Origin of the sequence: Leclercia sp. Marseille-Q4284, assembly GCF_916618945.1 — a bacterium.
In the GTDB taxonomy this organism is placed as follows: domain Bacteria; phylum Pseudomonadota; class Gammaproteobacteria; order Enterobacterales; family Enterobacteriaceae; genus Enterobacter; species Enterobacter tamurae.
In genome coordinates this window covers 339,767-360,245 of sequence record NZ_CAKAKG010000002.1, presented here as the reverse complement: position 1 = coordinate 360,245, position 20,479 = coordinate 339,767, and the positions used below count along the sequence as shown (strand labels likewise).

19 protein-coding genes are annotated in these 20,479 nt (G+C 61.2%); 13 read left to right on the top strand and 6 right to left on the bottom strand.

The features are described from left to right. The first annotated feature begins 10 nt into the window (after positions 1-10). From LG383_RS16440 to LG383_RS16405, 8 genes are all read left to right on the top strand, one after another. Complete coding sequence (locus LG383_RS16440) at positions 11-709, top strand: hypothetical protein (protein WP_225759694.1); 699 nt, start codon at positions 11-13, stop codon at positions 707-709. Further along, positions 706-1,134: a hypothetical protein gene (locus LG383_RS16435; protein ID WP_225759693.1), complete on the top strand. Its 429-nt coding sequence runs from the start codon at positions 706-708 to the stop codon at positions 1,132-1,134. Before LG383_RS16440 ends, LG383_RS16435 begins: the two co-directional genes overlap by 4 nt. Positions 1,135-1,139: 5 nt before the next feature. Then, positions 1,140-1,559, top strand: a complete 420-nt coding sequence (locus LG383_RS16430; protein ID WP_225759692.1) for a FosA8 family fosfomycin resistance glutathione transferase — start codon at positions 1,140-1,142, stop codon at positions 1,557-1,559. A gap of 354 nt (positions 1,560-1,913) precedes the next feature. Continuing rightward, positions 1,914-3,155: an MFS transporter gene (locus LG383_RS16425; RefSeq protein WP_370635199.1), complete on the top strand. Its 1,242-nt coding sequence runs from the start codon at positions 1,914-1,916 to the stop codon at positions 3,153-3,155. Positions 3,156-3,172: 17 nt separating this feature from the next. Continuing rightward, on the top strand, positions 3,173-4,324 hold the full coding sequence (locus LG383_RS16420; protein WP_225759691.1) for a mandelate racemase/muconate lactonizing enzyme family protein: 1,152 nt from the start codon (positions 3,173-3,175) through the stop codon (positions 4,322-4,324). Next, positions 4,318-5,214, top strand: a complete 897-nt coding sequence (locus tag LG383_RS16415) for a dihydrodipicolinate synthase family protein (protein ID WP_225759690.1) — start codon at positions 4,318-4,320, stop codon at positions 5,212-5,214. The genes LG383_RS16420 and LG383_RS16415 overlap by 7 nt, the downstream gene beginning before the upstream one ends. Beyond that, positions 5,211-6,104 carry a 2-dehydro-3-deoxygalactonokinase gene (locus LG383_RS16410; protein ID WP_225759689.1) on the top strand — a complete coding sequence of 298 codons (894 nt, stop codon included), beginning with the start codon at positions 5,211-5,213 and terminating at the stop codon, positions 6,102-6,104. The genes LG383_RS16415 and LG383_RS16410 overlap by 4 nt, the downstream gene beginning before the upstream one ends. Continuing rightward, positions 6,094-6,735 carry a 2-dehydro-3-deoxyphosphogluconate aldolase gene (locus LG383_RS16405; protein WP_225759688.1) on the top strand — a complete coding sequence of 214 codons (642 nt, stop codon included), beginning with the start codon at positions 6,094-6,096 and terminating at the stop codon, positions 6,733-6,735. The genes LG383_RS16410 and LG383_RS16405 overlap by 11 nt, the downstream gene beginning before the upstream one ends. On the opposite strand, the gene LG383_RS16400 is transcribed toward LG383_RS16405, so the two are convergent. The 5 genes from LG383_RS16400 to LG383_RS16380 form a co-directional block, all read right to left on the bottom strand. After that, the gene (locus LG383_RS16400; RefSeq protein ID WP_225759687.1) at positions 6,673-7,362 is read right to left on the bottom strand and encodes a helix-turn-helix domain-containing protein; all 690 of its coding nucleotides are present in this window, start codon (positions 7,360-7,362) and stop codon (positions 6,673-6,675) included. The genes LG383_RS16405 and LG383_RS16400 overlap by 63 nt on opposite strands. 134 nt (positions 7,363-7,496) lie before the next feature. Then, positions 7,497-8,318 carry an alpha/beta fold hydrolase gene (locus LG383_RS16395; protein WP_166181463.1) on the bottom strand — a complete coding sequence of 274 codons (822 nt, stop codon included), beginning with the start codon at positions 8,316-8,318 and terminating at the stop codon, positions 7,497-7,499. 30 nt (positions 8,319-8,348) lie between these two features. Further along, positions 8,349-9,959 carry an MFS transporter gene (locus LG383_RS16390; RefSeq protein WP_225759686.1) on the bottom strand — a complete coding sequence of 537 codons (1,611 nt, stop codon included), beginning with the start codon at positions 9,957-9,959 and terminating at the stop codon, positions 8,349-8,351. Next, positions 9,956-10,366: a DoxX family protein gene (locus LG383_RS16385; RefSeq protein WP_370635197.1), complete on the bottom strand. Its 411-nt coding sequence runs from the start codon at positions 10,364-10,366 to the stop codon at positions 9,956-9,958. Before LG383_RS16385 ends, LG383_RS16390 begins: the two co-directional genes overlap by 4 nt. Positions 10,367-10,371: 5 nt before the next feature. After that, positions 10,372-12,243 carry an amidohydrolase gene (locus tag LG383_RS16380; RefSeq protein ID WP_225759685.1) on the bottom strand — a complete coding sequence of 624 codons (1,872 nt, stop codon included), beginning with the start codon at positions 12,241-12,243 and terminating at the stop codon, positions 10,372-10,374. Between the two features lie 237 nt (positions 12,244-12,480). Here LG383_RS16380 and LG383_RS16375 point away from each other — a divergent pair, with 237 nt between their 5' ends. Genes LG383_RS16375 through LG383_RS16355 form a run of 5 tightly spaced genes read left to right on the top strand, consistent with a single transcriptional unit; the run spans position 12,481 to position 19,751 of the window. After that, entirely contained in the window at positions 12,481-13,173 is a 693-nt protein-coding gene (locus tag LG383_RS16375) for a hydrolase (RefSeq protein ID WP_106995638.1), read from the top strand. 59 nt (positions 13,174-13,232) lie between these two features. Then, positions 13,233-13,442: a DUF1427 family protein gene (locus LG383_RS16370; RefSeq protein ID WP_032616311.1), complete on the top strand. Its 210-nt coding sequence runs from the start codon at positions 13,233-13,235 to the stop codon at positions 13,440-13,442. Then, the gene (locus LG383_RS16365; RefSeq protein ID WP_225759684.1) at positions 13,439-13,696 is read left to right on the top strand and encodes a DUF1427 family protein; all 258 of its coding nucleotides are present in this window, start codon (positions 13,439-13,441) and stop codon (positions 13,694-13,696) included. Before LG383_RS16370 ends, LG383_RS16365 begins: the two co-directional genes overlap by 4 nt. A 26-nt stretch (positions 13,697-13,722) precedes the next feature. After that, complete coding sequence (locus tag LG383_RS16360) at positions 13,723-14,091, top strand: response regulator transcription factor (RefSeq protein WP_225759683.1); 369 nt, start codon at positions 13,723-13,725, stop codon at positions 14,089-14,091. A gap of 56 nt (positions 14,092-14,147) precedes the next feature. Next, positions 14,148-19,751 (top strand): AAA family ATPase, encoded by a 5,604-nt coding sequence (locus tag LG383_RS16355; RefSeq protein ID WP_225759682.1) that lies wholly within the window; start codon positions 14,148-14,150, stop codon positions 19,749-19,751. 9 nt (positions 19,752-19,760) lie between these two features. On the opposite strand, the gene LG383_RS16350 is transcribed toward LG383_RS16355, so the two are convergent. Further along, entirely contained in the window at positions 19,761-20,360 is a 600-nt protein-coding gene (locus LG383_RS16350) for a response regulator transcription factor (RefSeq protein WP_106995642.1), read from the bottom strand. Positions 20,361-20,479: the final 119 nt, after the last annotated feature.

Below are 20,479 nucleotides of genomic sequence, written 5' to 3'. Positions count from 1 at the left end.
GATATATATCGTGAGTTCAAGACAAGATATCAGGGATGGAGCCGACTTCGATCATTCCTCAAGAGGACTTATTTATACGGATGTGCTGGGGTGGATAGATATGGGCCACGCTCGTGGCGACGATGTCGAAGAGCTCAGAAGACAGTTCATGCAGGGTGAGAGTAGCGGGCGGGATTACTATGTCGTGATGTATCGTCAGGATATGCACATAGCTAAATTTGGCTCTCGAGTGGGTATTGGAAGATTCGCCAGATGGGAAATCAAACGCGGCCGCGATATGCACGATATCAATCGTATGATGTTGGCGATGATGATGAGTACCGCGTTGAATTTCGAAGACTTACAAAGCTTTCGGTTATTTACCTGGTACACTGACAGCGGCTTCAGTGGAGAGGATTTAGTTTCTGACTTGTTTGGATTCTATCGTGCTATCACGCCAGGATTCTATGCCGATCAGGTGAAGCCTGTAAGCCATGAATCTGCGTTACGGCGCTGGGATTACTACGGAGCTATTGGTTCTTTTAAAAATCGAGGTTTTAAACCCATCATTTTTCCTGATCCGGACGACCCTTGTGTTAAGCACGTACCTTACATCGCTGAACTTCCCATGTTTATGAGATGGTTATATCCCTGGGATGATTTTACGTCTGGCATCGTCAATGTCCTTACAGAAAATGGTACAGCATTTAGCTATAAAGGAATTAGATGATGCTTACCACTTTTGCTAGATCCCTCATTGCTATATCCATCACCGCATTAATCCTCTGCGGGTTATTTATCTCTCTCATCGCATCAAACATAAACGGGGTGACGGTTTACAAAGAAACCGACCGTTATAACTATTACTCTCTCACCTACAATGAAATTCAAAACGCGCCAAGAATCTCGCAAAATTATTATTTTGAATCTCAACCCGGCGACGGATACGCGCCATCAAATGCCATCATTTTCAAAGACGCCACCAACCCAGAACCACTGCGAGCTTACCTGGTAAACTTAGGGTACGTCAGAGAGCAACGCAGGCTGCGTGGAATGGAAGTGTGGTGCCAGCCGGACAAAGAGGGCAAAGCTCGCTTCTATTTATACGTCGATAAACATGCTAAAGAAGTGACATTAACCCTTATTCAGGACTAGCCCCCATGCTCCACGCCCTTAACCATCTGACCCTCGCCGTCAGCAACCTGTCGGCCAGCATCGCTTTCTGGCGCGATCTTCTTGGTCTGCGCCTGCACGCTGAATGGCACACCGGGGCATATCTCACCTGCGGCGATCTCTGGCTCTGCCTGTCATATGATGAAACCCGAAAATTCGTCCCGCCGCAGAGCAGCGACTACACCCACTACGCGTTCTCCATCGATCCAGAACACTTCGAAAGCTTCACGCAAAAGCTTCAAGACGCTGGCGTCACCGTCTGGAAAGAGAACAAAAGCGAAGGGGAGTCGTTCTACTTTCTTGACCCGGATGGGCACAAGCTGGAACTGCACGTAGGGGATCTCGCCGCGCGGCTGGCGGCGTGTCGGGAGAAGCCTTATGCGGGAATGGTCTTTACGTCGGCCTGATGCCCGGCGGCGCTGCGCTTGCACGGGCCTACAGGTTTCGTAGGCCGGGTAAGCGCAGCGCCACCCGGCGTAAAAGTTTTCAGGCCAGTTCGGGTATATAGCCTCAGCCCGTTTTCTCACTGTTTCACTATGTGAAACATTTCGCTCGACGCTTCTTTGATTCCCCTCACGCATCCCGATCCTGCGCTCGTCAGCCTCTGCGGATTCCTTACACTCAGCTTCATAACAATCACGTCACATTTGTTGACTCCTTTCCTGACCTCAGGAGGTTATATGGCTAATACCGACTCTGAATTCGCAGGGGATTACGCCCCTGCCGGGCAGCAAGCGCCCGCCCAAAGCCGTACCAAAATGATGCTCTCGGCGGGCATCGGGCATTTTATCGAGTGGTTTGATTTCGGGCTTTACGGCACCCTGGCGGCGATTATCGCCACCAACTTCTTCGCCAGCGGCGATCCGGTCATCGGGCTGCTGAAATCCTTCGCGGTCTTCGGCTCTGGCTTTCTGATGCGTCCGCTGGGCGGGCTCTTCTTTGGCTCGATGGGTGACAGACAGGGGCGGCGCAAGGTGCTGGTGACCGTCATCGTCATCACCTCCTGCTCCACCTTCGTGATGGGCATTTTGCCGACCTGGCATCAGGTCGGGATACTCGCCCCGGTGCTGTTGGTGATTACCCGTCTGGTGCAGGGCTTTGCCGCTGGCGGTGAAAGCTCAGGCGTCATTACCTATCTGGCCGAAAGCGCCAAACCCAACCGGCGCGCTACGCTCACCTGCTGGAGTGAAAACTTCAGTTTTATGGCCTTCGTCTGTGGCTCCGGGCTGGTGCTGTTTCTCACCCATACCCTCGGCGAAAGTGCCATGAACGACTGGGGCTGGCGCATTCCGTTCCTGCTGGCGGCCCCACTGGGGTTAGGCGGGCTCTATATGCGCCGAAATATGGAAGACTCCAGCGAATTTAAAAAGCTGAAACAGACCGGCAAGCTGGAGAAATCGCCCCTGCGCAAATCGCTCTCCACCTCTTCACGCGCCTTGTTGTTCTGCACCGGCTTCGTGGTGGTAAAGGCGGTCAGCAGCTGGGTGCTGCAGTCCTTTATGCCGGGCTATCTCTCGACCCATTTGCACTACAGCAAAACCGACGCCTATCTCATCACCACGCTCGGATTACTGAGCGTCGCGGTCTGTATGCCGATCACCGGCTATCTCTCCGATATCTGGGGGCGCCGCCCGCTGATGCTGATGGGCTGTGGGGGCTTCATCCTGCTCACTTACCCGGCAATGCTGGTGATGAGCCAGGGATCGGTGGGTTCCTCCATCGCGGCCATGAGCATGCTGGGCATCTTTGTCGCCATGTTTAACGGCGGCTGCGGCGCGGCGATGGTTGAACTGTTCCCGACCGCCATTCGCTACGGCAGCATCGCCATCGCCTACAACCTTACCGTGGCGATCTTCGGCGGCGTCACGCCGCTGGCCTCCGCCAGCCTGATCTCGCTAACCGGCGATCCGCTTTCCCCTGCGTGGTACGTGATGATCACCGCGCTTATCTCATTCATTGCCGTGTGGCTGGCCAAAGAGACCGCCGGCAAGGTGCTGGATTAACTGTTCCCGGAGTTGTTATGAAAATACGTCACGTTGAATGTTTTCCGCTGAAGATTACCCCAAAGCAGGCCTATCTCGGGGGGAGCGTTGAGGGGCACGACAGCGATTACTACTATCGCCCGGAGTACCGCTGCGTCTACTCGCGCAAAATGGAGACCTGCCTGGTCAAAATTACCACCGACGACGGCTGCGTCGGGTGGGGAGAGGCGCTGGCCCCGGTGGTTCCGCAGGTGATCGCGGAACTTATCACCCAACTTTTTGCTCCGCTGCTGATCGGGCAATCGCCTTTTTCAAGCGGGGTGCTGAACGCCCGCATGTACGATGCCATGCGCGATCGCGGCCATATCACCGGCTACCATATCGATGCCCTTGCCGCCGTGGATATCGCTCTGTGGGATCTCAAAGGCAAGCTGCTCGACCAGCCGGTGTGGCAACTGCTTGGTGGCGCTTATCGCCAGACGATCCCCTGTTATGTTTCCGGGCTACCCGAGCCGGACCTGCCCGCCCGTTGTCAGCTGGCGAAACGCTGGCAGGAGAAGGGCTTTAATGCCGTCAAGCTGGCGCTGGGCTACGGCGTGCGGGAAGACATTGCCAACGTGAAGGCCATACGTGAAACCCTGGGCGAAGAGGCGCAAATCTTCCTCGATGCCCACTGGAATTACAGCGTGGCAGAAGCCGCCGAGCTGGCGACGGCGTTGCGCGAATTCGGCGTCGGTTTTCTCGAAGCGCCATTGTTGCCGGAAGATGTGGCAGGGCACCGTGAGCTGCGGGCCAAAAGCCCGGTGGCGATTGCGCTGGGCGAAACCGAGCGCACCCGCTACCAGTTCAAACCCTTTATCGAGCAGCGGGCGGCGGACATTCTACAGCCGGACGTGGGCCGCACCGGCATCAGCGAGCTGATGCACATCGCCTCGCTGGCGGAGACCTGGAACCTGAAGGTCGCCCCGCATCTCAGCGTCGGTCTTGCGCCCTGTATCGCCGCGTCGCTGCACGTCGCCGCCGCCATCCCCAATCTCTACATGCTGGAGTATCAGCCTCCGGTCTTTGAGATTGCCAACCAACTTCTCACCACGCCGCTCATCTGCCAGCAGGGGGCGTATCAGCTGCCGCAGGGGCCGGGGCTGGGTATTGAAATCAATGAAGACGCCGTCATGGAGGCAACATGTTAAAAGGCAACGTACCGATTCTGGCCACCGCGTTTGATGCAGAGGGCGAAGTGGATTTCGCCTCGATTGAGCGGCTGGTGAAATTCCTCCTGCAACAGGGCATCGATGGCCTGGCGCTGTTCGGCAATGCCTCTGAAGGCTATGCCCTGACCCTGGGCGAAAAAGAGGCGCTGTTCGCCTGCGTGAAAAACCTCACCGGCGATCTGCCGCTGGTGGCCGCCGCCGGGGGAGCCGCCTCTGCGGTGGCGATAGAAGATATCGCCCGGATACAGCGCTGGGGGGCGCAGGTGGCGATGGTCAATCCGCCGTCGGTGGTGAAACCTGGCCCGGAGGAGATCGTTAATTTTTACCGGGAGATCTGCGCGGCCTGCGATATCGACATCATGATTCAGGACGCGCCGCTGATGACCGGGGTAAACATCCCGGTGGCCACGCTGGTCACGCTGTGCCAGTCGTTTCCGGCTATCAAGTACATCAAAGTGGAGCAACCGCCCACCACGCTGAAAATCACCGCCCTGAAGCAGGCGCTGGGCGACAGCGTCGGGCTGTTCGGCGGCCTGAACGCCGGTTTTCTCTACGAAGAGCTACGCCGCGGGGTGATCGGCACCATGCCCGCCTGCGAATTCCCGGACGTCATCAACATGATTTTGCAGGCCTGGCAGCATAACCCGCGGGAAGCGCAGTCGCTCTTTTACCGCTATCTTCCCTTCCTGCGCTATGGCGTGCAGCCGGGCATCGGCGTGGCGATCCACAAAACCGTGCTGCACCGGGCGGGGATCTTCACCACCGACGTGGTGCGCGAACCGGCCAAACGGCTGGACGCGGTCACCCGCGACGAGTTGCAGGATCTCACCGACGCGCTGCCGCTGGCGGTGTCTGGAGCGCGGGTATGAATTACATTGCCGTTGACTGGGGGACCAGCAATTTTCGGGCGATAAGCGTGCGCGACGGCCAGGTGATCCGCACCGTGCAGGAGACCTGCGGCGTGGCGAGCTGCGAGCGCGCTGAATTGCCGTCGATCCTGCGTAAGCAGTTGCTGCGGCTGGAAGAGGCCTGGGACCCGCATCTGCCCATGCTGCTGTGCGGCATGATTGGCAGCAATATTGGTATTGCCGATGCGGGCTACATGGCGTTGCCGCTGAGCTTCCGCGACCTGCTGGGTAAGGGCCGCGACTTGCCCGGTATCCTCAGCAACCCGCTGACCTTGCGACCCGGTATCTGCGATCCGCGGGCTAACGAAGTCTGCCGTGGCGAAGAGATGCAGTTAGCCGGGGCCATCGCCCTGACGGACGCCTGCACCTTTGCCGCCGTGGGCACCCACAGCAAATGGATGACCATTGACCGCCAGCAGCAGCGCGTGACGGGCCTGCGCACCCTGATGACCGGCGAGCTCTATCACCTGGTGTTAAATCATTCGGTGGTGGGTAAAGGGCTCCCCCCTCAGGTGACCTCCGCCAGCGCCTTCAGCGAGGGCGTCGCCGTGGCGCAATCGGTCGAGGCCGGGCAGGGCGAGCTGGTGAGCGAGCTGTTCCGCTGCCGGGGGCGATACATTCTGGGGGATCTCGACCCGGCCAGCGCCGCAAGCTGGCTCTCTGGCCTGCTGATCGGACACGAGATCCTGCGCGGTCACCCGGGGAATGCGCGCGTCTGTTTTATCGGCAGCCGTGCCTTGCTTCCCCTCTACCAGCAGGCCTGCGAGCAAATCGGGCTGCCCTGTTCCACCCTCGAGGCGGAAACCGCGCTGATTGCCGGGCTCAATGAGGTATTTCGACATGATGGTTAGCGCCGGGATTATTGCGATTTTACGTGGCATCACCCCTGCCGATTGCGTGGAGCAGGCGGCCTGCCTGCGCGATCATGGCATCACCACTATTGAGATCACCACCAACTCACCGGAGTGGATCACCAGCCTGCGACGGCTGCGTGATGCCTTTGGCGATGGGGTGACGGTGGGCGCTGGCACAGTGTTAACGCCAGAGCATGTCGCGATCTGCGCCGCCGCCGGGGGGCAATTTATCCTCACCCCCAACCTCGATCTGCGGGTGATCCACGCGGCAAAAAGCCAGGGGCTGGGGGTGTGCGCCGGGGTGATGACGCCCAGCGAGATTTTCAGCGCCTGCGAGGCGGGGGCCGACGTGCTGAAGATTTTCCCGGCCAGCGCCCTACCGGAAAACTATCCGCAACTGATCAAGGGCCCGCTGTCAGCGCCGGTGCGCTTTTCGGCGGTGGGGGGCGTGGACGTCAATAACGCCGCCGATTACCTGCGCTACTACGACAGCGTGGGGATCGGCAGTGCGCTCTATCGCCCCGGGCAGCCGGTCGCCGCCACGGCGGAGCGCTGCGTGCAACTGCTAGAGGGGCGGGAGCGCGGCGCCGCTGATTTTGCGCGCGGCAGAGATCAGAAAATGGCGTAGTTTGTCGATGTCCAGCTTATCGCCCTGGATGTTCGACAGGGCGATGGCGGCCTGCATTCCCGGAATAATGCAGGCCATCCGGTAATCCGTTTCGTTAAAGGTTTTACCAAACACCTGATGGCGCCGGGCCTCTTCGATATCGCGTTTAAGCAGTTGATAATCGTGTACGCCGAGGCGCGCCACGATCTCTTCGTCACTCATGGCCGACAGCAGTTTGATGCCAATCACCGAGTCATGCACCGGAAAAGATTCGTAGTTTCCGATGGCTCTGGCGATGCTTTTGCCGCCGCGGGTATGAATGAGATAGACCACGTTTTTGCCGCTTAACACCCCCACGACAATCGACACCGAGTGGCTGCCGGTCTCCTCCAGCATCTCCAGCACGGCGGTATAAAACGCCGAATTATGGATCGCGTTCGCCGAGAGACGATGGATGCCCATCCCCAGGCTGTACTTGCGCCTGGCGTCCTGCTGCACCATCTCCAGCGCCAGTAGCGTTTGCATCAGGCGGGAGACTTTCGCCGGATCCAGCCCCATCTCACGGCCAATCTCACGAATACCAAAAGCACGACTCCCTGTTGCCAGCAGATTCAGGCAACGGAATGCGTCAAAGACAGTGCTGTTCATCTCACCTTCCGGGCAATGTATTCAGTGAGTTGAGTGTAAGGCGAGAAGGGGAGGAAAAGTATTGTCGGCAACGACGAGTGTGAACACGACGGGAAAAAAGATAACCGGGGAGCTCACGCTCCCCGGGCAACGCCTTACAGCGACTTCACAAACGTCAGCAGATCTTCGTTCAACTGGTCCTGATGGGTCAGCGCAAAGCCGTGCGGTGCATTGTCATACACCTTCAGTTCCGCCTTGCTAATCAGCTCCGCCGCCACTTTGCCGGTGGTTTCGAACGGTACGATCTGGTCGTTGCTGCCGTGGATCACCAGCGTCGGCACGTCGACTTTCGCCATATCCGGGCGGAAGTCGGTTTCGGCGAAAGCGGTCACGCAGTCGAGGGTGCCTTTCAGCGACGCCAGCAGGGCGATGTTCAGAGTCTGGGTCAGGCCGCCTTCAGAGACGTTTTGCCCGGCGTTGAGGCCGTAGAACGGGGTGGCGAAATCGCTGATGAACTGGGCGCGATCTTTCAGCAGTCCGTCACGAATACCGGCGAAAACAGACTGATCCACGCCCTGCGGGTAAGAGTCGGATTTGCCAAAGATCGGCGTTACCGCACCCAGCAGCGCCAGGCCCGCCACGCGCTCGGTGCCGTAGGTGCCGATATAACGGCTCACGTCGCCGCCGCCCATCGAGAAGCCCACCAGCGTCACGTCGCGCAGATCCAGCGTGGTGATCAGGTCGTTGATGTCGGACGCAAAGGTGTCATAGTCATAGCCATTCCACGGCTGATCCGAACGGCCAAAGCCGCGGCGATCGAAGGCGATGGCCCGGAAACCGCGCTCAGCCAGATAGTTAAGCTGGCTGTCCCACATGTCGGCATCCAGCGGCCAGCCGTGGCTGAACAGAACCGGTTTACCTGCACCCCAGTCTTTGTAGTAAATCTGAGTACCATCTTTCGCTTTAATCGTCGCCATAGTCTCTTCCTCAAAAAGTTGTTTTAGGTTTTAAACCGGCGCCACCAGATAACGGGTCGCCGGGGGTGCATCGCCCTGATGAAAAGCCAGCACGCGGCTTTGCAGCAGGTGGTCATTCATGGTGTGACGCTCCTGCAGGCGCAGGTGTTCAACCCAGGATCCCATCAGGAAGGTCTCGATATAGAGACCCGGCTGGTCGATATCTTCATACACCGCCCAGCTGATGGCGCCCGCGCGGCGGCGCACCCGGCGCAGCTCATGGACGGCCTGCAGGAAATCGCTTACCGCTTCAGGATCAATCAGATACTCACAGGAGACCAGAACCGGGCCGCGCTCGTTGGGGATGCTCTCCCGCGCGTCGTCGGCAATCAGGCCGCTGGTGTCGAGGTTCAGGTTGGGATCTTTCTCCAGCTTCCAGCGCAGCGCCGTGGTGCTGGCCAGCAGCATCCCGATCGTCGCCACACAGAGTGACGTGGCGGTGTTAACGTGCGAGGCAATCTGTCCCCAGATGGCGCTGCCCGCGGTCATCGAGCCGAAGAAGACCGTCAGATAGACCGCCAGCGCGCGGGCTTTTACCCAGCGTGCGGCGCTGCGCTGCGCCCCCAGGTTGAGGGTGGAGAGCACCGCGATCCACGCAAAGCCGGTAAAGAACTCAAACAGGTTCAGCAGCCAGAAGTGGCGCACAAAGGCCAGAGCCAGCATGGTGAGGGCGAAGACCAGGCTTGCCGCCACCATCAACTGGTCGGCGTTCAGGCGCTGGCGCAGACGCGGCAGCAGCACCGCTCCGGCAATCGCGCCGAGCCCGATGCAGGCCAGCATCGTGCCGTACCCCGCCGGGCCAAGGCCCAGTTCCCGACGCGCCACCAGCGGCAGCAACGCCCAGCCCGCGCTGGCGAAGACGAAGAACGCCACGGTGCGGATCAAGACGTTACGCAGCACCGGGGCAGCGTGGACGTAGCGCACCCCGGCACGCACCGCCGAGAAGAAGTGCTCCGGCGGCAGGCGCTGCACGGATGCCGCAGGCTTCCAGCGCCACAGCACCCAGGCCACGCCCAGCACCGACAGGGCGTTGAGCATAAACACCATCCACGGCCCGGCCAGCGAGAGTAAAAAGCCCCCCAGCGCCGGGCCGATGGCGCGACTGATGTTCACCCCGAGCGAGTTCAGCGCTACCGCCGGGCCCAGCTCCGCCTTGCTCACCAGATCCGGGACCACCGCCTGGAACGGCGGCGAACTCATGGCGCTGCCGACGCTCAGCAGAAACGCCGCGCCCAGCAGCACCGTCGGCGTGACCTGCCCGGTAAAGCTCAGAACCGCCAGCCCTGCGGCGGCAATAAACATCCACAGCTGGGAGAAGAGCAGGTACTTACGCCGGTCGACGATGTCCGCCATCACCCCGGAAGGCAGGGCGAAGAGGAACATCGGCAGGCTGCTCGCCGCCTGCACCAGGGCGATATCCAGCGGATCGGCGCTCAGCGTCAGCATGCTCCAGTTGACCCCCACGTCGCTCATCCAGGAGCCAACGTTGGAGACCACCGTGGCGATCCACAGCATGCGGAATACCCGCTGGTGCAGCGGCTGCCAGGTGGACATCGTCGGGGCAGGCGGATGTTCCACATGCGCGTCGGTAATCTGGGTCATGCGAATCTCTCCGTGACACGCGAGCGTACCCGCCACGCGCCGGGGCCGGTGATCGCCAGCGTCGTAAAGATGATCAGCAGCAGCCAGCCAAACTGGCCTTCAGCAATCGACCAGCCCGGATGCACCACCAGCATCGCCACCAGCAGCACGGCGATGATCGGCACGCAGGCCAGCCGGGTCGCCACGCCGAACAGGATCAGGATCGGGCAGATCACTTCGGCGACGATCGCCGGGATCAGGCTGAAATACGGCCCGAAGCCAAAGGGATCTTCGATCCGCGTCAGTTCTTCGCTGAAATGCAGCACCTTCGGCAGGCCATGCACGTACAACAGCAGCAGGCTGCCGGTGATGCGCAGGAAGAACAGCCCCAGGTCAATCCGGGGCAGGGTCTGTGTGTGTGAGTTCATCATGATTAAAACGCGAAGCAGCTGCAGCCCAGCGCTCCCCAGAAGGCGTTATCGTCGGACACCGGCATCTCTGCGCTGCGGGCGAAATCATGCCCGTGGTTATGCACCCCGCACGGGCCGCTGCAGTGGTGCACAGCCTGCATTCCCACGCGGGTGGCCTGTGGTGGCGCGCTGCGGTAGTGACCTGGCACTTTGACCACCGGCGACCACTCCGGTAATACCGGGATGGATGGCGGGGCCAGCGGGCCGAAGCTGCCTGCGGCGTAGACGATGTTGCCATCCACCACCGTCAGCACCGACTCGATGCCTTTGATCTCCTCTTCCGGCACGCGGAAGAAGTCTTTGCTCAGCACCGCAAGATCCGCGAGCTGGCCTTTTTTGATCTGGCCTTTCTGGCTCTGCTCGTTGGAGAACCACGCGCTGCCCTGGGTCCAGAGCATCAGGGCAGTGTCGCGATCCAGACGGGCGCTGTGATCGTACATCTGCATCCCGCCCACGGTGCGGCCGGAGACCAGCCAGTAGAGCGCGGTCCACGGGTTGTAGCTCGCCACGCGGGTGGCGTCGGTGCCCAGCCCTACCGGCACGCCGGTCTCCAGCATCCGGGTGACCGGTGGCGTGTGGCGCACCGCTTCCATCCCGTAACGCTCGGCGAAGTACTCGCCCTGGAAAGCCATGCGGTGCTGCACGGCGATGCCGCCGCCGAGGGCCTTGATGCGGTCGATGTTGCGCTGGGTGACGGTCTCGGCGTGGTCGAAGAACCAGTGCAGGCCGTCGAAGGGGATCTCGCGGTTAACTTTCTCGAAGACGTCCAGCATGCGGCTGATGGACTCATCGTAGGTGGCGTGCAGGCGGAACGGCCAGCGGTGCTCCACCAGATGGCGCACCACGCGCTCCAGCTCGTCCTCCATGCCAGGGGCCAGATCCGGGCGCGGCTCGAGGAAATCTTCGAAGTCGGCAGCGGAGAAGACCAGCATTTCGCCCGCGCCGTTATGGCGGAAGAAGTCGGTGCCCTGGCCCGGCTTGAGCATATCGGTCCACTTCTCGAAATCTTCCAGCTCGTGGCCGGGACGCTGGGTAAACAGGTTGTAGGCGATGCGGATCGTCATCTGCTTTTTCTCGTGCAGCTCGGCGATCACCTCATAGTCTTCCGGGTAGTTCTGGAAACCGCCGCCCGCATCAATGGCGCTGGTCAATCCCAGACGGTTCAGCTCGCGCATAAACTGGCGGGTGGAGTTCACCTGCTGTTCCAGCGGCAGTTTTGGCCCTTTGGCAAGGGTGGCGTAGAGGATCATGGCGTTCGGACGGGCGATCAGCATCCCGGTCGGGTTGCCGTTGGCGTCGTGCTGGATCTCACCCCCCGGTGGGTTCGGCGTATCTTTGGTGTAACCCACCACCTTCAGCGCCGCGCGGTTGAGCAGGGCGCGATCGTACAGGTGCAAAATAAATACCGGGGTATCCGGCGCGGCGGCGTTGATCTCGTCCAGGGTCGGCATCCGGCGCTCGGCAAACTGGAACTCGTTCCAGCCGCCCACCACGCGCACCCACTGCGGGGACGGGGTGCGCAGAGCCTGCTCTTTCAGCATCCGCAGGGCGTCGGCCAGCGACGGCACGCCTTCCCAGCGCAGTTCGAGGTTGTAGTTCAGCCCGCCGCGGATCAGGTGCAGGTGCGAGTCGTTCAGGCCGGGAATAGCGGTGTGGCCTTTGAGATCCACCACTTTGGTGGCGTCGTCGTGGTACTGCATTACTTCCGCAACGGTGCCCACTTCAAGGAATTTGCCGTCGCGCACGGCCACGGCTTCGGCAAGCGGGTTTTCACGATCGACGGTATGAAACTGGCCATTCACCAGAATCAAATCTGCTTTAGCAGAGGAAGTCATAACTGCTCCTGACTGAGAGGGGAAATGTCAGGATTATTGGAACCGGTTACCGGAAAAAACCAGTTATACAATGGGATAGCTATACCAAAGTATAACTATACCTGCGTATAACTATACGAAAGGTTAATTATACAAAGAGATAATTACGCCAGCGCGGAGAGTCATCCAGGATACAGGTATCGCATCGTCGCCGCGTCGTGCGACGGATTTCACCTGTTCACCTCACTGGATACCATTATGTCTAACTCAAAACTCGAAGTGTTAACCCCGGATAACTGTCAGATGATCTTCATCGACCAGCAGCCGCAGATGGCGTTTGGCGTGCAGTCTATCGACCGTCAGGTGCTGAAAAACAACGTGGTAGGGCTGGCGAAAGCGGCCAACGTGTTCAACATCCCAACCATCATCACCACTGTTGAAACCCAGAGCTTCTCCGGCAACACCTTCCCGGAACTGCTGGACGTCTTCCCGGGGAAAGACATTCTTGAGCGTACCTCCATGAACTCCTGGGATGACCAGAAAGTGCGTGACGCCCTGAAAGCTAACGGCAAAAAGAAAGTGGTGGTTTCCGGCCTGTGGACTGAAGTGTGCAACAACACCTTCGCCCTGTGCGCAATGCTGGAAGGCGACTACGAGATCTACATGGTGGCGGACGCGTCCGGCGGCACCTCGAAAGAGGCCCACGACTTCGCGATGCAGCGCATGATCCAGGCTGGCGTGATCCCGGTTACCTGGCAGCAGGTATTGCTGGAGTGGCAGCGTGACTGGGCGCACAAAGAGACCTACAACGCGGTGATGGATATCGTGCGTGAGCACTCCGGCGCCTACGGCATGGGCGTGGATTACGCCTACACCATGGTGCACAAAGCCCCATCTCGCCAGAAGAGCGAGCACGAAACCCTGGCGCCAGTCCCGGCTCCGGTTCGCTAAGTTTTCAGCGGCAGGCTGGGCCCTCATCCGGCCTGCCGCTGACCTCTCTGGAGTCCACCATGAGTACTGGGTTAATTTCCCTTGCGGCAGGCGTGTTAATCGGCCTGCTGTACGCGTTGCTGAAAGTCCGTTCCCCCGCACCGCCTGCGCTGGCGCTGATTGGCCTGCTGGGGATGCTGGCAGGCGAACAGGCCACCCGCCATTTTCTGCATGCTGATGACACCGCGCAAAAAGCGCCCGTCACCCTCTCCACAGGAGCCTCGTCATGAAAGCCTGGGTCGTTTCGCTGAGCTGTGGAATTCTGGCAGGGGTGATTTATGCCGCAATTGATGTACACTCGCCCGCGCCACCCGTTGTCGCCCTGTTAGGGCTGTTTGGCATGCTGGTGGGGGAACAGCTGATCCCGATTGGCCGCCGCCTGTTCAGCCGTCAGCTGACGATGAGCTGGTTTCGCCATGAGTGCGTCCCCAAAATCAGCGGCACTCCGCCTCCACCCCGTCCCGGTGACGGTAGCGAGGGTTAATCACGTTTCGTTTGAGGAAAGAGAGCATGCCGCAGCGCATAGCCATCATTGATGATGAACGGTCTGTTCGCAGCGGGTTAAGCAACCTGCTGCAGTCGGAGGGGTACGCAACGGAAGCCTTCGACTCGGCGGAGTGTTTTCTCAGCCACCCCACCGCGCTGACAGACGCGGCGCTGGTGATTGTCGACATCCGCCTGCGAGGGATGACCGGGCTGGAGATGTTCGACAAACTGCGCCTTATCGCCACTTCGCCGCCCCCGCTTATTTTTATCTCCGGTCATGCGGATGACAATATCCAGCGCTACGCTGTTGATCACGGCGCCGTTGCTTTTTTGCGCAAGCCGATTAATGTCGATGTGCTGCTGGCGCACATTCAGCGCGCCCTCACCACCTGACAACACCTGCAAACCGCCCCACGCGAACCATTAATGAAGAACAATAAGGAACGTGGATGAACAATACATCGCTGCCTGCACTCTGGCCCGCCCCCGGAAATTTATCCGAAGGGCGGGCTTTTGTGCTTAAAGAAGACGTCATTTTTACCCCGCTGGGGCAGGAGGGGAGCCTCTGCTGGCTGAATGCCCGCCTGCCCAGCTCCGGCGGGTCGTTTATCATCGCCACCGGGGTGAGCGATGAAGAAGAGGCCAGCGCAACGCGCCTGCTGCGCAACGAGTTTGCCCTGCGGGAGTACCTGAGCGACGACTGGGCTATCCGCCCGGTGGCCAGCACGCAGTACCACGGGCGCTTTGCACTGGTTTATGCCCCCTTTTCATTTGTGCTGCTAACCAGGATTGTCGGCGCGCCGATAGCCTGTATCCAGAGCTTTCTCGATCTGGCGATCCGCATCAGCCTGCCTTTACGCCTGATGCACCTGCGCAACCTGGTGCACGGGGATATCAAGCCCGGCAATATCTTTATTCACGATGACAACAGCTGTCGGCTGGGAGGCTTTGGCCTGTCGTCCGGCACCTCAGAAGAGCTACAGCAGGCGCGGCTGACGACCATCGGCGGCACGCCCGCCTACATGTCGCCGGAGCACACCACTCGCACCCATCGGGCGGTGGACAGCCGCAGCGATCTCTACAGCCTGGGGGTGGTGTTCTACGAACTGCTCACCGGCAGCCTGCCGTTTGAACTGAGCGGCGAGGATCAGGGCAAGTGGGCGCACTATCACATCGCCTCCGAACCGCGCTCTCCCGACGCGGTGTACCCCGGCGTGCCCGCCATGCTGTCGGCCATCGTTCTCAAGCTGCTGGCAAAAAAACCGGAAAATCGCTACCAGACCGTCGACGGCCTGATTGCCGACCTGCGCCGCTGCCAGGCCACCCTCAGCGACGACGGGGAGATTGCCGTCTTTCCCCCTGGCCTGCAGGATCGCTCTCCGGCATTTCATCTCACCGACACCCTTTACACCGCCCATCCCCAGGCGGCGGATCTGATCCACGCCTTTGACCGGGTGAGCCGCGATAAGCTCGCCGGATTTGTGGCCATCAGCGGCCCGTCGGGGATCGGCAAATCCTCGCTGATCGCCTCCGGGCTGAAAGCGTTGCAGCACCGCAGCGTGCTGCTGGCGGTGGGCAAGGTGGATCAGTTTTCCCCCACGCTGCCCTATGCGGCGCTGACCTCGGCGTTTCGTACCCTGGTGCTGCATCTGCTGGGGCTGTCGGCGGAGGAGGTGGCCCAGTGGAAGGTCCGTCTGTCGCGCGAGCTGGAGGGCTACGAAGCCTTAGCCGTCAGCCTGGTGCCGGAGCTGCGGCTGCTGCTGGAGAGCAAACCGCGCTTCTCCAGCGACACTTTCTCCATCGATGCCCGGGCGCGCTTCAGCCACATGGTGCTGGCCCTGGTCAACACCTTCGCCAGCGCGGGCAGCCCGCTGGTGCTGCTGCTGGACGATATCCACTGGATCGACCCCGCCAGCCTGCAAATTCTCGAGTATCTGCTGACCCATGGCGGCACCGTGCCGCTGCTGATGGTGGTGGCGCACCGGGATGCCTGCTCGCTGCCGGACAATGTCCTGCACAATCAGCTGGCCAGCCTGCACCGGGCTTCGCGCAATACCACCGAGCTGCGCCCGGAGCCGCTGTCGGTGAAGGCGGTATCGCGCTGGCTGGCGAGCATCTTCCATACCCGCTCGGCGAACACCGCCGATCTGGCCGGGCTGATCCACGAAAAAACCGGCGGCAACCCGCTGTTTGTGCATGAGTTCTTCCGCCGCATCGTTGATGACGGGCTGGTGACGCACAATAAATATCAGGATAAGTGGCACTACGATCTGCACGCCATCCGCATCCGGCACTACACCGAAAACGTGGTCACCCTGGTGCTGCAGCAGCTGGAGGAGATGCCGGAAGAGACCCGGCGGCTGTTGGGCAGCATCGCCTGTCTCGGCGGCAGCGGCGAGCTGGAGATGGTCTGCCGCGTGGTGGCGATGTCGGTGCCGGAGATCCGCTATGCCCTGCACCCGGCGGTGACGGCGCAGCTGCTGACCCTCAGCGACGGCAGCTATGCTTTTACCCACGACCGGGTGCAGGAGGCGGCTTTCGCCCTGCTGGATAATGCCGAGCGCAGCCGTCTGCACCTTACCACCGCCAGCCTGCTGGCGGAGTCGGCCCGTCAGGCGGCGGGCAACGAGATCCTGTTCCGCGCCGTGCATCACGTCACGGCGGCGCTGGACTGTATTCAGCCTGCGCCCCAGCGGGAGATGTTCCGCGAGCTAAGCCTGCTGGCGGCCCGCCGCGCCCGCCGCTCGGGGGATTACCTCTCGGCCCTGAGCTATATCCAGACCGCCCGCGCGCTGGGCAACGCCGGTGCGCTGCCGGAGAGCGCCAGCGACTTCACCCTGGACAGCGAGGAGGCCGGGTGCCAGTTCGCGCTGGGCAATCTCGACAGCACTCGTCAGCTGTGCGACCGCATTCTCAACTCCCCCGGCGGGCTGGCGGAAAAAGCGCGGGCGGCCAACCTGCTGGCCGAAGTTTATATGCGCCAGTCCGACAACCGGCTGGCGCTGGAGGCGACCCTGAGCTGGCTGGCGGTGTTTGGCATTCACGTCAGCCGCTACCCGGAAGCCGCCGAGTGCGACGAGGCCTGGCACAGCCTGTGCAACCGCGTCGGCGATAACCCGCAGGGCCACTTTGCCGGGCTGCCGCTGATGAACGACGGCGACACCGAAGCGGTGATGAATCTGCTCAACAGCGCCTGCGTGTTCGCCAGCTTTACCCGCTCGCGTCTGCATTTCGTTCTGCTGTGCCGGATGATGCACCTGACCCTCGATCACGGCATTACCGGTGCCTCCGCCCCGGCGATCGCCTGGTTCGGGGTGCTGATTGGTCACCGTTACGCCGAGTATCGTCTCGGGTTCCAGTACGGCATCCTGGCGCGGGATCTGGTCAACCGCCACGGCTTCGACGCCTTTGAGGCCAAAACCCTGCTGCCGCTGGATCAGCTCAGCGTCTGGACCCAGCCGCTCTCCTGGGCCATCGAGTGCGCCAAAGCCTGCTTCACCTCCGCCGTGACCCACGGGGACATGACGATGGCCTGCTTTGCCGCCTGCCATCAGGTGATCAACTTCCTCACCCGGGGCGATCACCTCGACGGGGTGTTGACCAGCATTGAGCGCGGGCTGGCCTTTGTGCGCAAAACCCATTTCCAGGACGTGGAGGCGATCCTGATGATCCAGCGCCACTACGTGGAGCACCTGCGCACCCCGGTGAGCGGCCACTGGACCGCCATCGACGTGCTGCCGGAGTCCCTGCTGCCTGCCGCGCCAGAGCAGGCCACGGAGCAGACCTCCACCATGCTGTTCTGGTTCTGGCTCTACCGCGGGATGGCCCACTTCGCCTGCGGCGAGTTTCCGCAGGCGGCCGATAACCTCGCCCAGGCCGGGCGATTTGCCTGGTCCGCGCCGGGCCATATTCATCTGATGGATTACCATCTTTACAGCGCCCTGACGCTCTCCCAGCAGCTGACCCCGGAGACCTTTTCCGCCGATCTGCGCCGTCAGATCCACCTGCATTACGACAAAATCGTGCTCTGGGCGCGGATCAACCCCGGCACCTTTGCTGATAAAGAGGCGCTGATCTACGCCGAGATCGTGCGGCTCGACGGCATGAACAGCATCGCCCTTGAGCAGTACGAGAAGGCGGTGCGCCTGTCGCGCGAGGGGGGCTTTAACGCTTTTAATGCTCTGGCCCACGAGCTGGCGGGACGCTTCGCCCACGCCTGCGGCTATACCACCGCCGCCGATGCCCATTTCCGCGGGGCGATGACCGCCTGGGGCCGGGCCGGAGCGCAGTCTAAAGTGCGCCAGCTGGAGCGGGATTTCCCCTACCTGCTGACCCCTGGTCAGGCCAACGCCTGGGACACGGTGACCTTTGCCCGCAACGAGGAGATTCGCGATCTGCAGAGCGTGATCAAGGCCTCGCGCGCCCTGTCGGAGGAGATCAACCTCGAGCGGCTGATCGAAACTCTGATGACCATCCTGCTGGAGCGGGCCGGGGCCCAGCGCGGCTTTTTGATTCGGGTGAATGACAACAACATCCCGGAGATCGAGGCCAGCGCCAGTACCACCACCGACGGGGTGCGGGTGCAGATCCGCAAACAGGTGCCTCTGGCCACCGACATGCCGCTGACGGTACTGGCGGCGGTGATCCGCACCGGGCAGGAGATCCACACCGGCAAGCCGGAGGAGTTCCACCCCTTCAGTCAGGACCCGTATCTGGTGACCTCCGGCGCGGCGGTGATGTGCGTTCCGATGTTCAAGCAGGCGCGGCTGGTGGGGGTGCTCTATCTGGAGAACCGTCTGATGCCGGAGGTCTTTACCGTGGAACACTCCCGGGTGGTGAGCCTGCTGGGGGCACACGCCGCCATCTCGCTGGAGACCGCCCGCCTGTATGCCGAGCTGCTGGAAGAGAACCTCCAGCGCCGTCGGGTTGAGAAAGAGCTGCGGGCCAGCCAGACCTCGCTGATGCTCGGGGAGCAGATCAGCCACACCGGTAGCTGGCGCTGGGAGCTGCAGCAGGATCTGATGTTTATGTCGGAAGAGTACGCCCGCATCCTCGGCCTGCCCGAAAAGCAGAAGATGATCTCGATGGCCGAGTTCCTGACGTTTGTGCATCAGGATGACTATCCGCGCATCAGCACCCTGGTGACCGAGAGCGTGCGCGATGGCCTGACCATGCGCGCCGAGTTCCGCATCATCCGTGCCGACGGCGCTACCCGCACCATTCTGGGGATTGGCGATCCGGTGGGGGTGGGCAGCGAAGTGAACGAGTATTACGGCATCATCACCGACATCACCACCCAGCGGACGGCGGAAGACGCCATGCGGGTGGCGCAGGCCGAGCTGGCCCGCGTCGCGCGCGCCACCACCGTCGGGCAGCTCACCTCGTCGATAGCCCATGAGATCAACCAGCCGCTGATGTCGATTGTCGCCAACGCCGGGGCCAGCCTGCGCTGGCTCAACCGCGATCCGGCCCGGCTGGATAAGGCCCGCATCGGGCTGGAGGAGATCGTCTCCGAGGGCGAGCGGGCAGGGGAGATCATCCGCAGCCTGCAATCTCTCACCCGCAAGCAGGACCCGGCTTTCGCCCGCATCGATCTGCACCATCTGGTGCGGCACATCATCACCCTGTCGCGCAGCGAGCTGGAGCAGCGACGCATCAGCGTCAACTATGCCCTGGCGGCGGCGGACAGCTTTATCGTGGGGGACAGCGTGCAGATCCAGCAGGTGCTGCTGAACCTGGTGATGAACGCCGTGGAGGCGATGGCTGAGATCAAGGATCGTCCCGGCACTCTGCTGCTGTCGACCTCGAACCCGGAGGGCGGGGGGATTACCTTTGAAATTGCCGACAGCGGCACCGGCATCGGACCGGGGCTGAGCGAGCGCATCTTTGACTCGTTCTACTCCACCAAAGCCCAGGGGATGGGGGTGGGGCTGACCATCAGCTACAGCATTATCGAGCGGCACCGGGGCAAGCTGACGGCCCGCAATCGCGAGCCGCACGGCTGTATTTTCGCCTTTACCCTGCCGCTGGCAGCGAGCGAGGAATTACTCTGACGGCAGGCTTCAGGTCAGGCGCTCGGCGGCCCTGACCAGATCCGCCAGCGAGCGGGCCTGCATCTTGTCCATCACCCGGCGACGATGGACTTTAACGGTGATTTCACTCACCCCCAGCTCGGCGGCAATCTGCTTGTTCAGCAGGCCGCTGATCGCCAGCTGTAACACCTGCTGCTCGCGCGGGGTGAGGGAGAGATGGCGCTGCTTGAGGGAGTACTGCTCCCGCAGGTGCGAGGCGTTATCTTCCGCCAGCTTCAGCGCCGCACCAATGGAGTCGATCAGATCGTTCGACGCCACCGGTTTGGTAAGAAATTCGTATGCGCCACCCTTCATCGCCTTCACCGACATGGGAATGGTCCCGTGCCCGGTGAGGTAGATAATTGGGATTTCGCGCCCACCGGCCTTCAGGGCATCCGCCACCTCAAACCCGCTGATGGTCGGCATCTGCATATCGAGGATCACGCAGGAGGGCACATCTTCAAAGGTGTGTTGCAGAAAAGATTCTGCCGAAGAAAAATCGAGGGCGTTCAGCCCGGCAGACTCCAGCAGCCCGACCACGGACCGCCTGACAGCGTGATCATCATCAACGACGTAAACAATGTGTTCCATTAATAGCCCCAATGATTCAGCCTGACAGAGATGAGAGGATTTTCGCTCAGCGTGAAAACCACCCCCTGATGTTCAAGCGATTATGGTGGCAGCCTTCGAACGCAACTACTCTAACACAT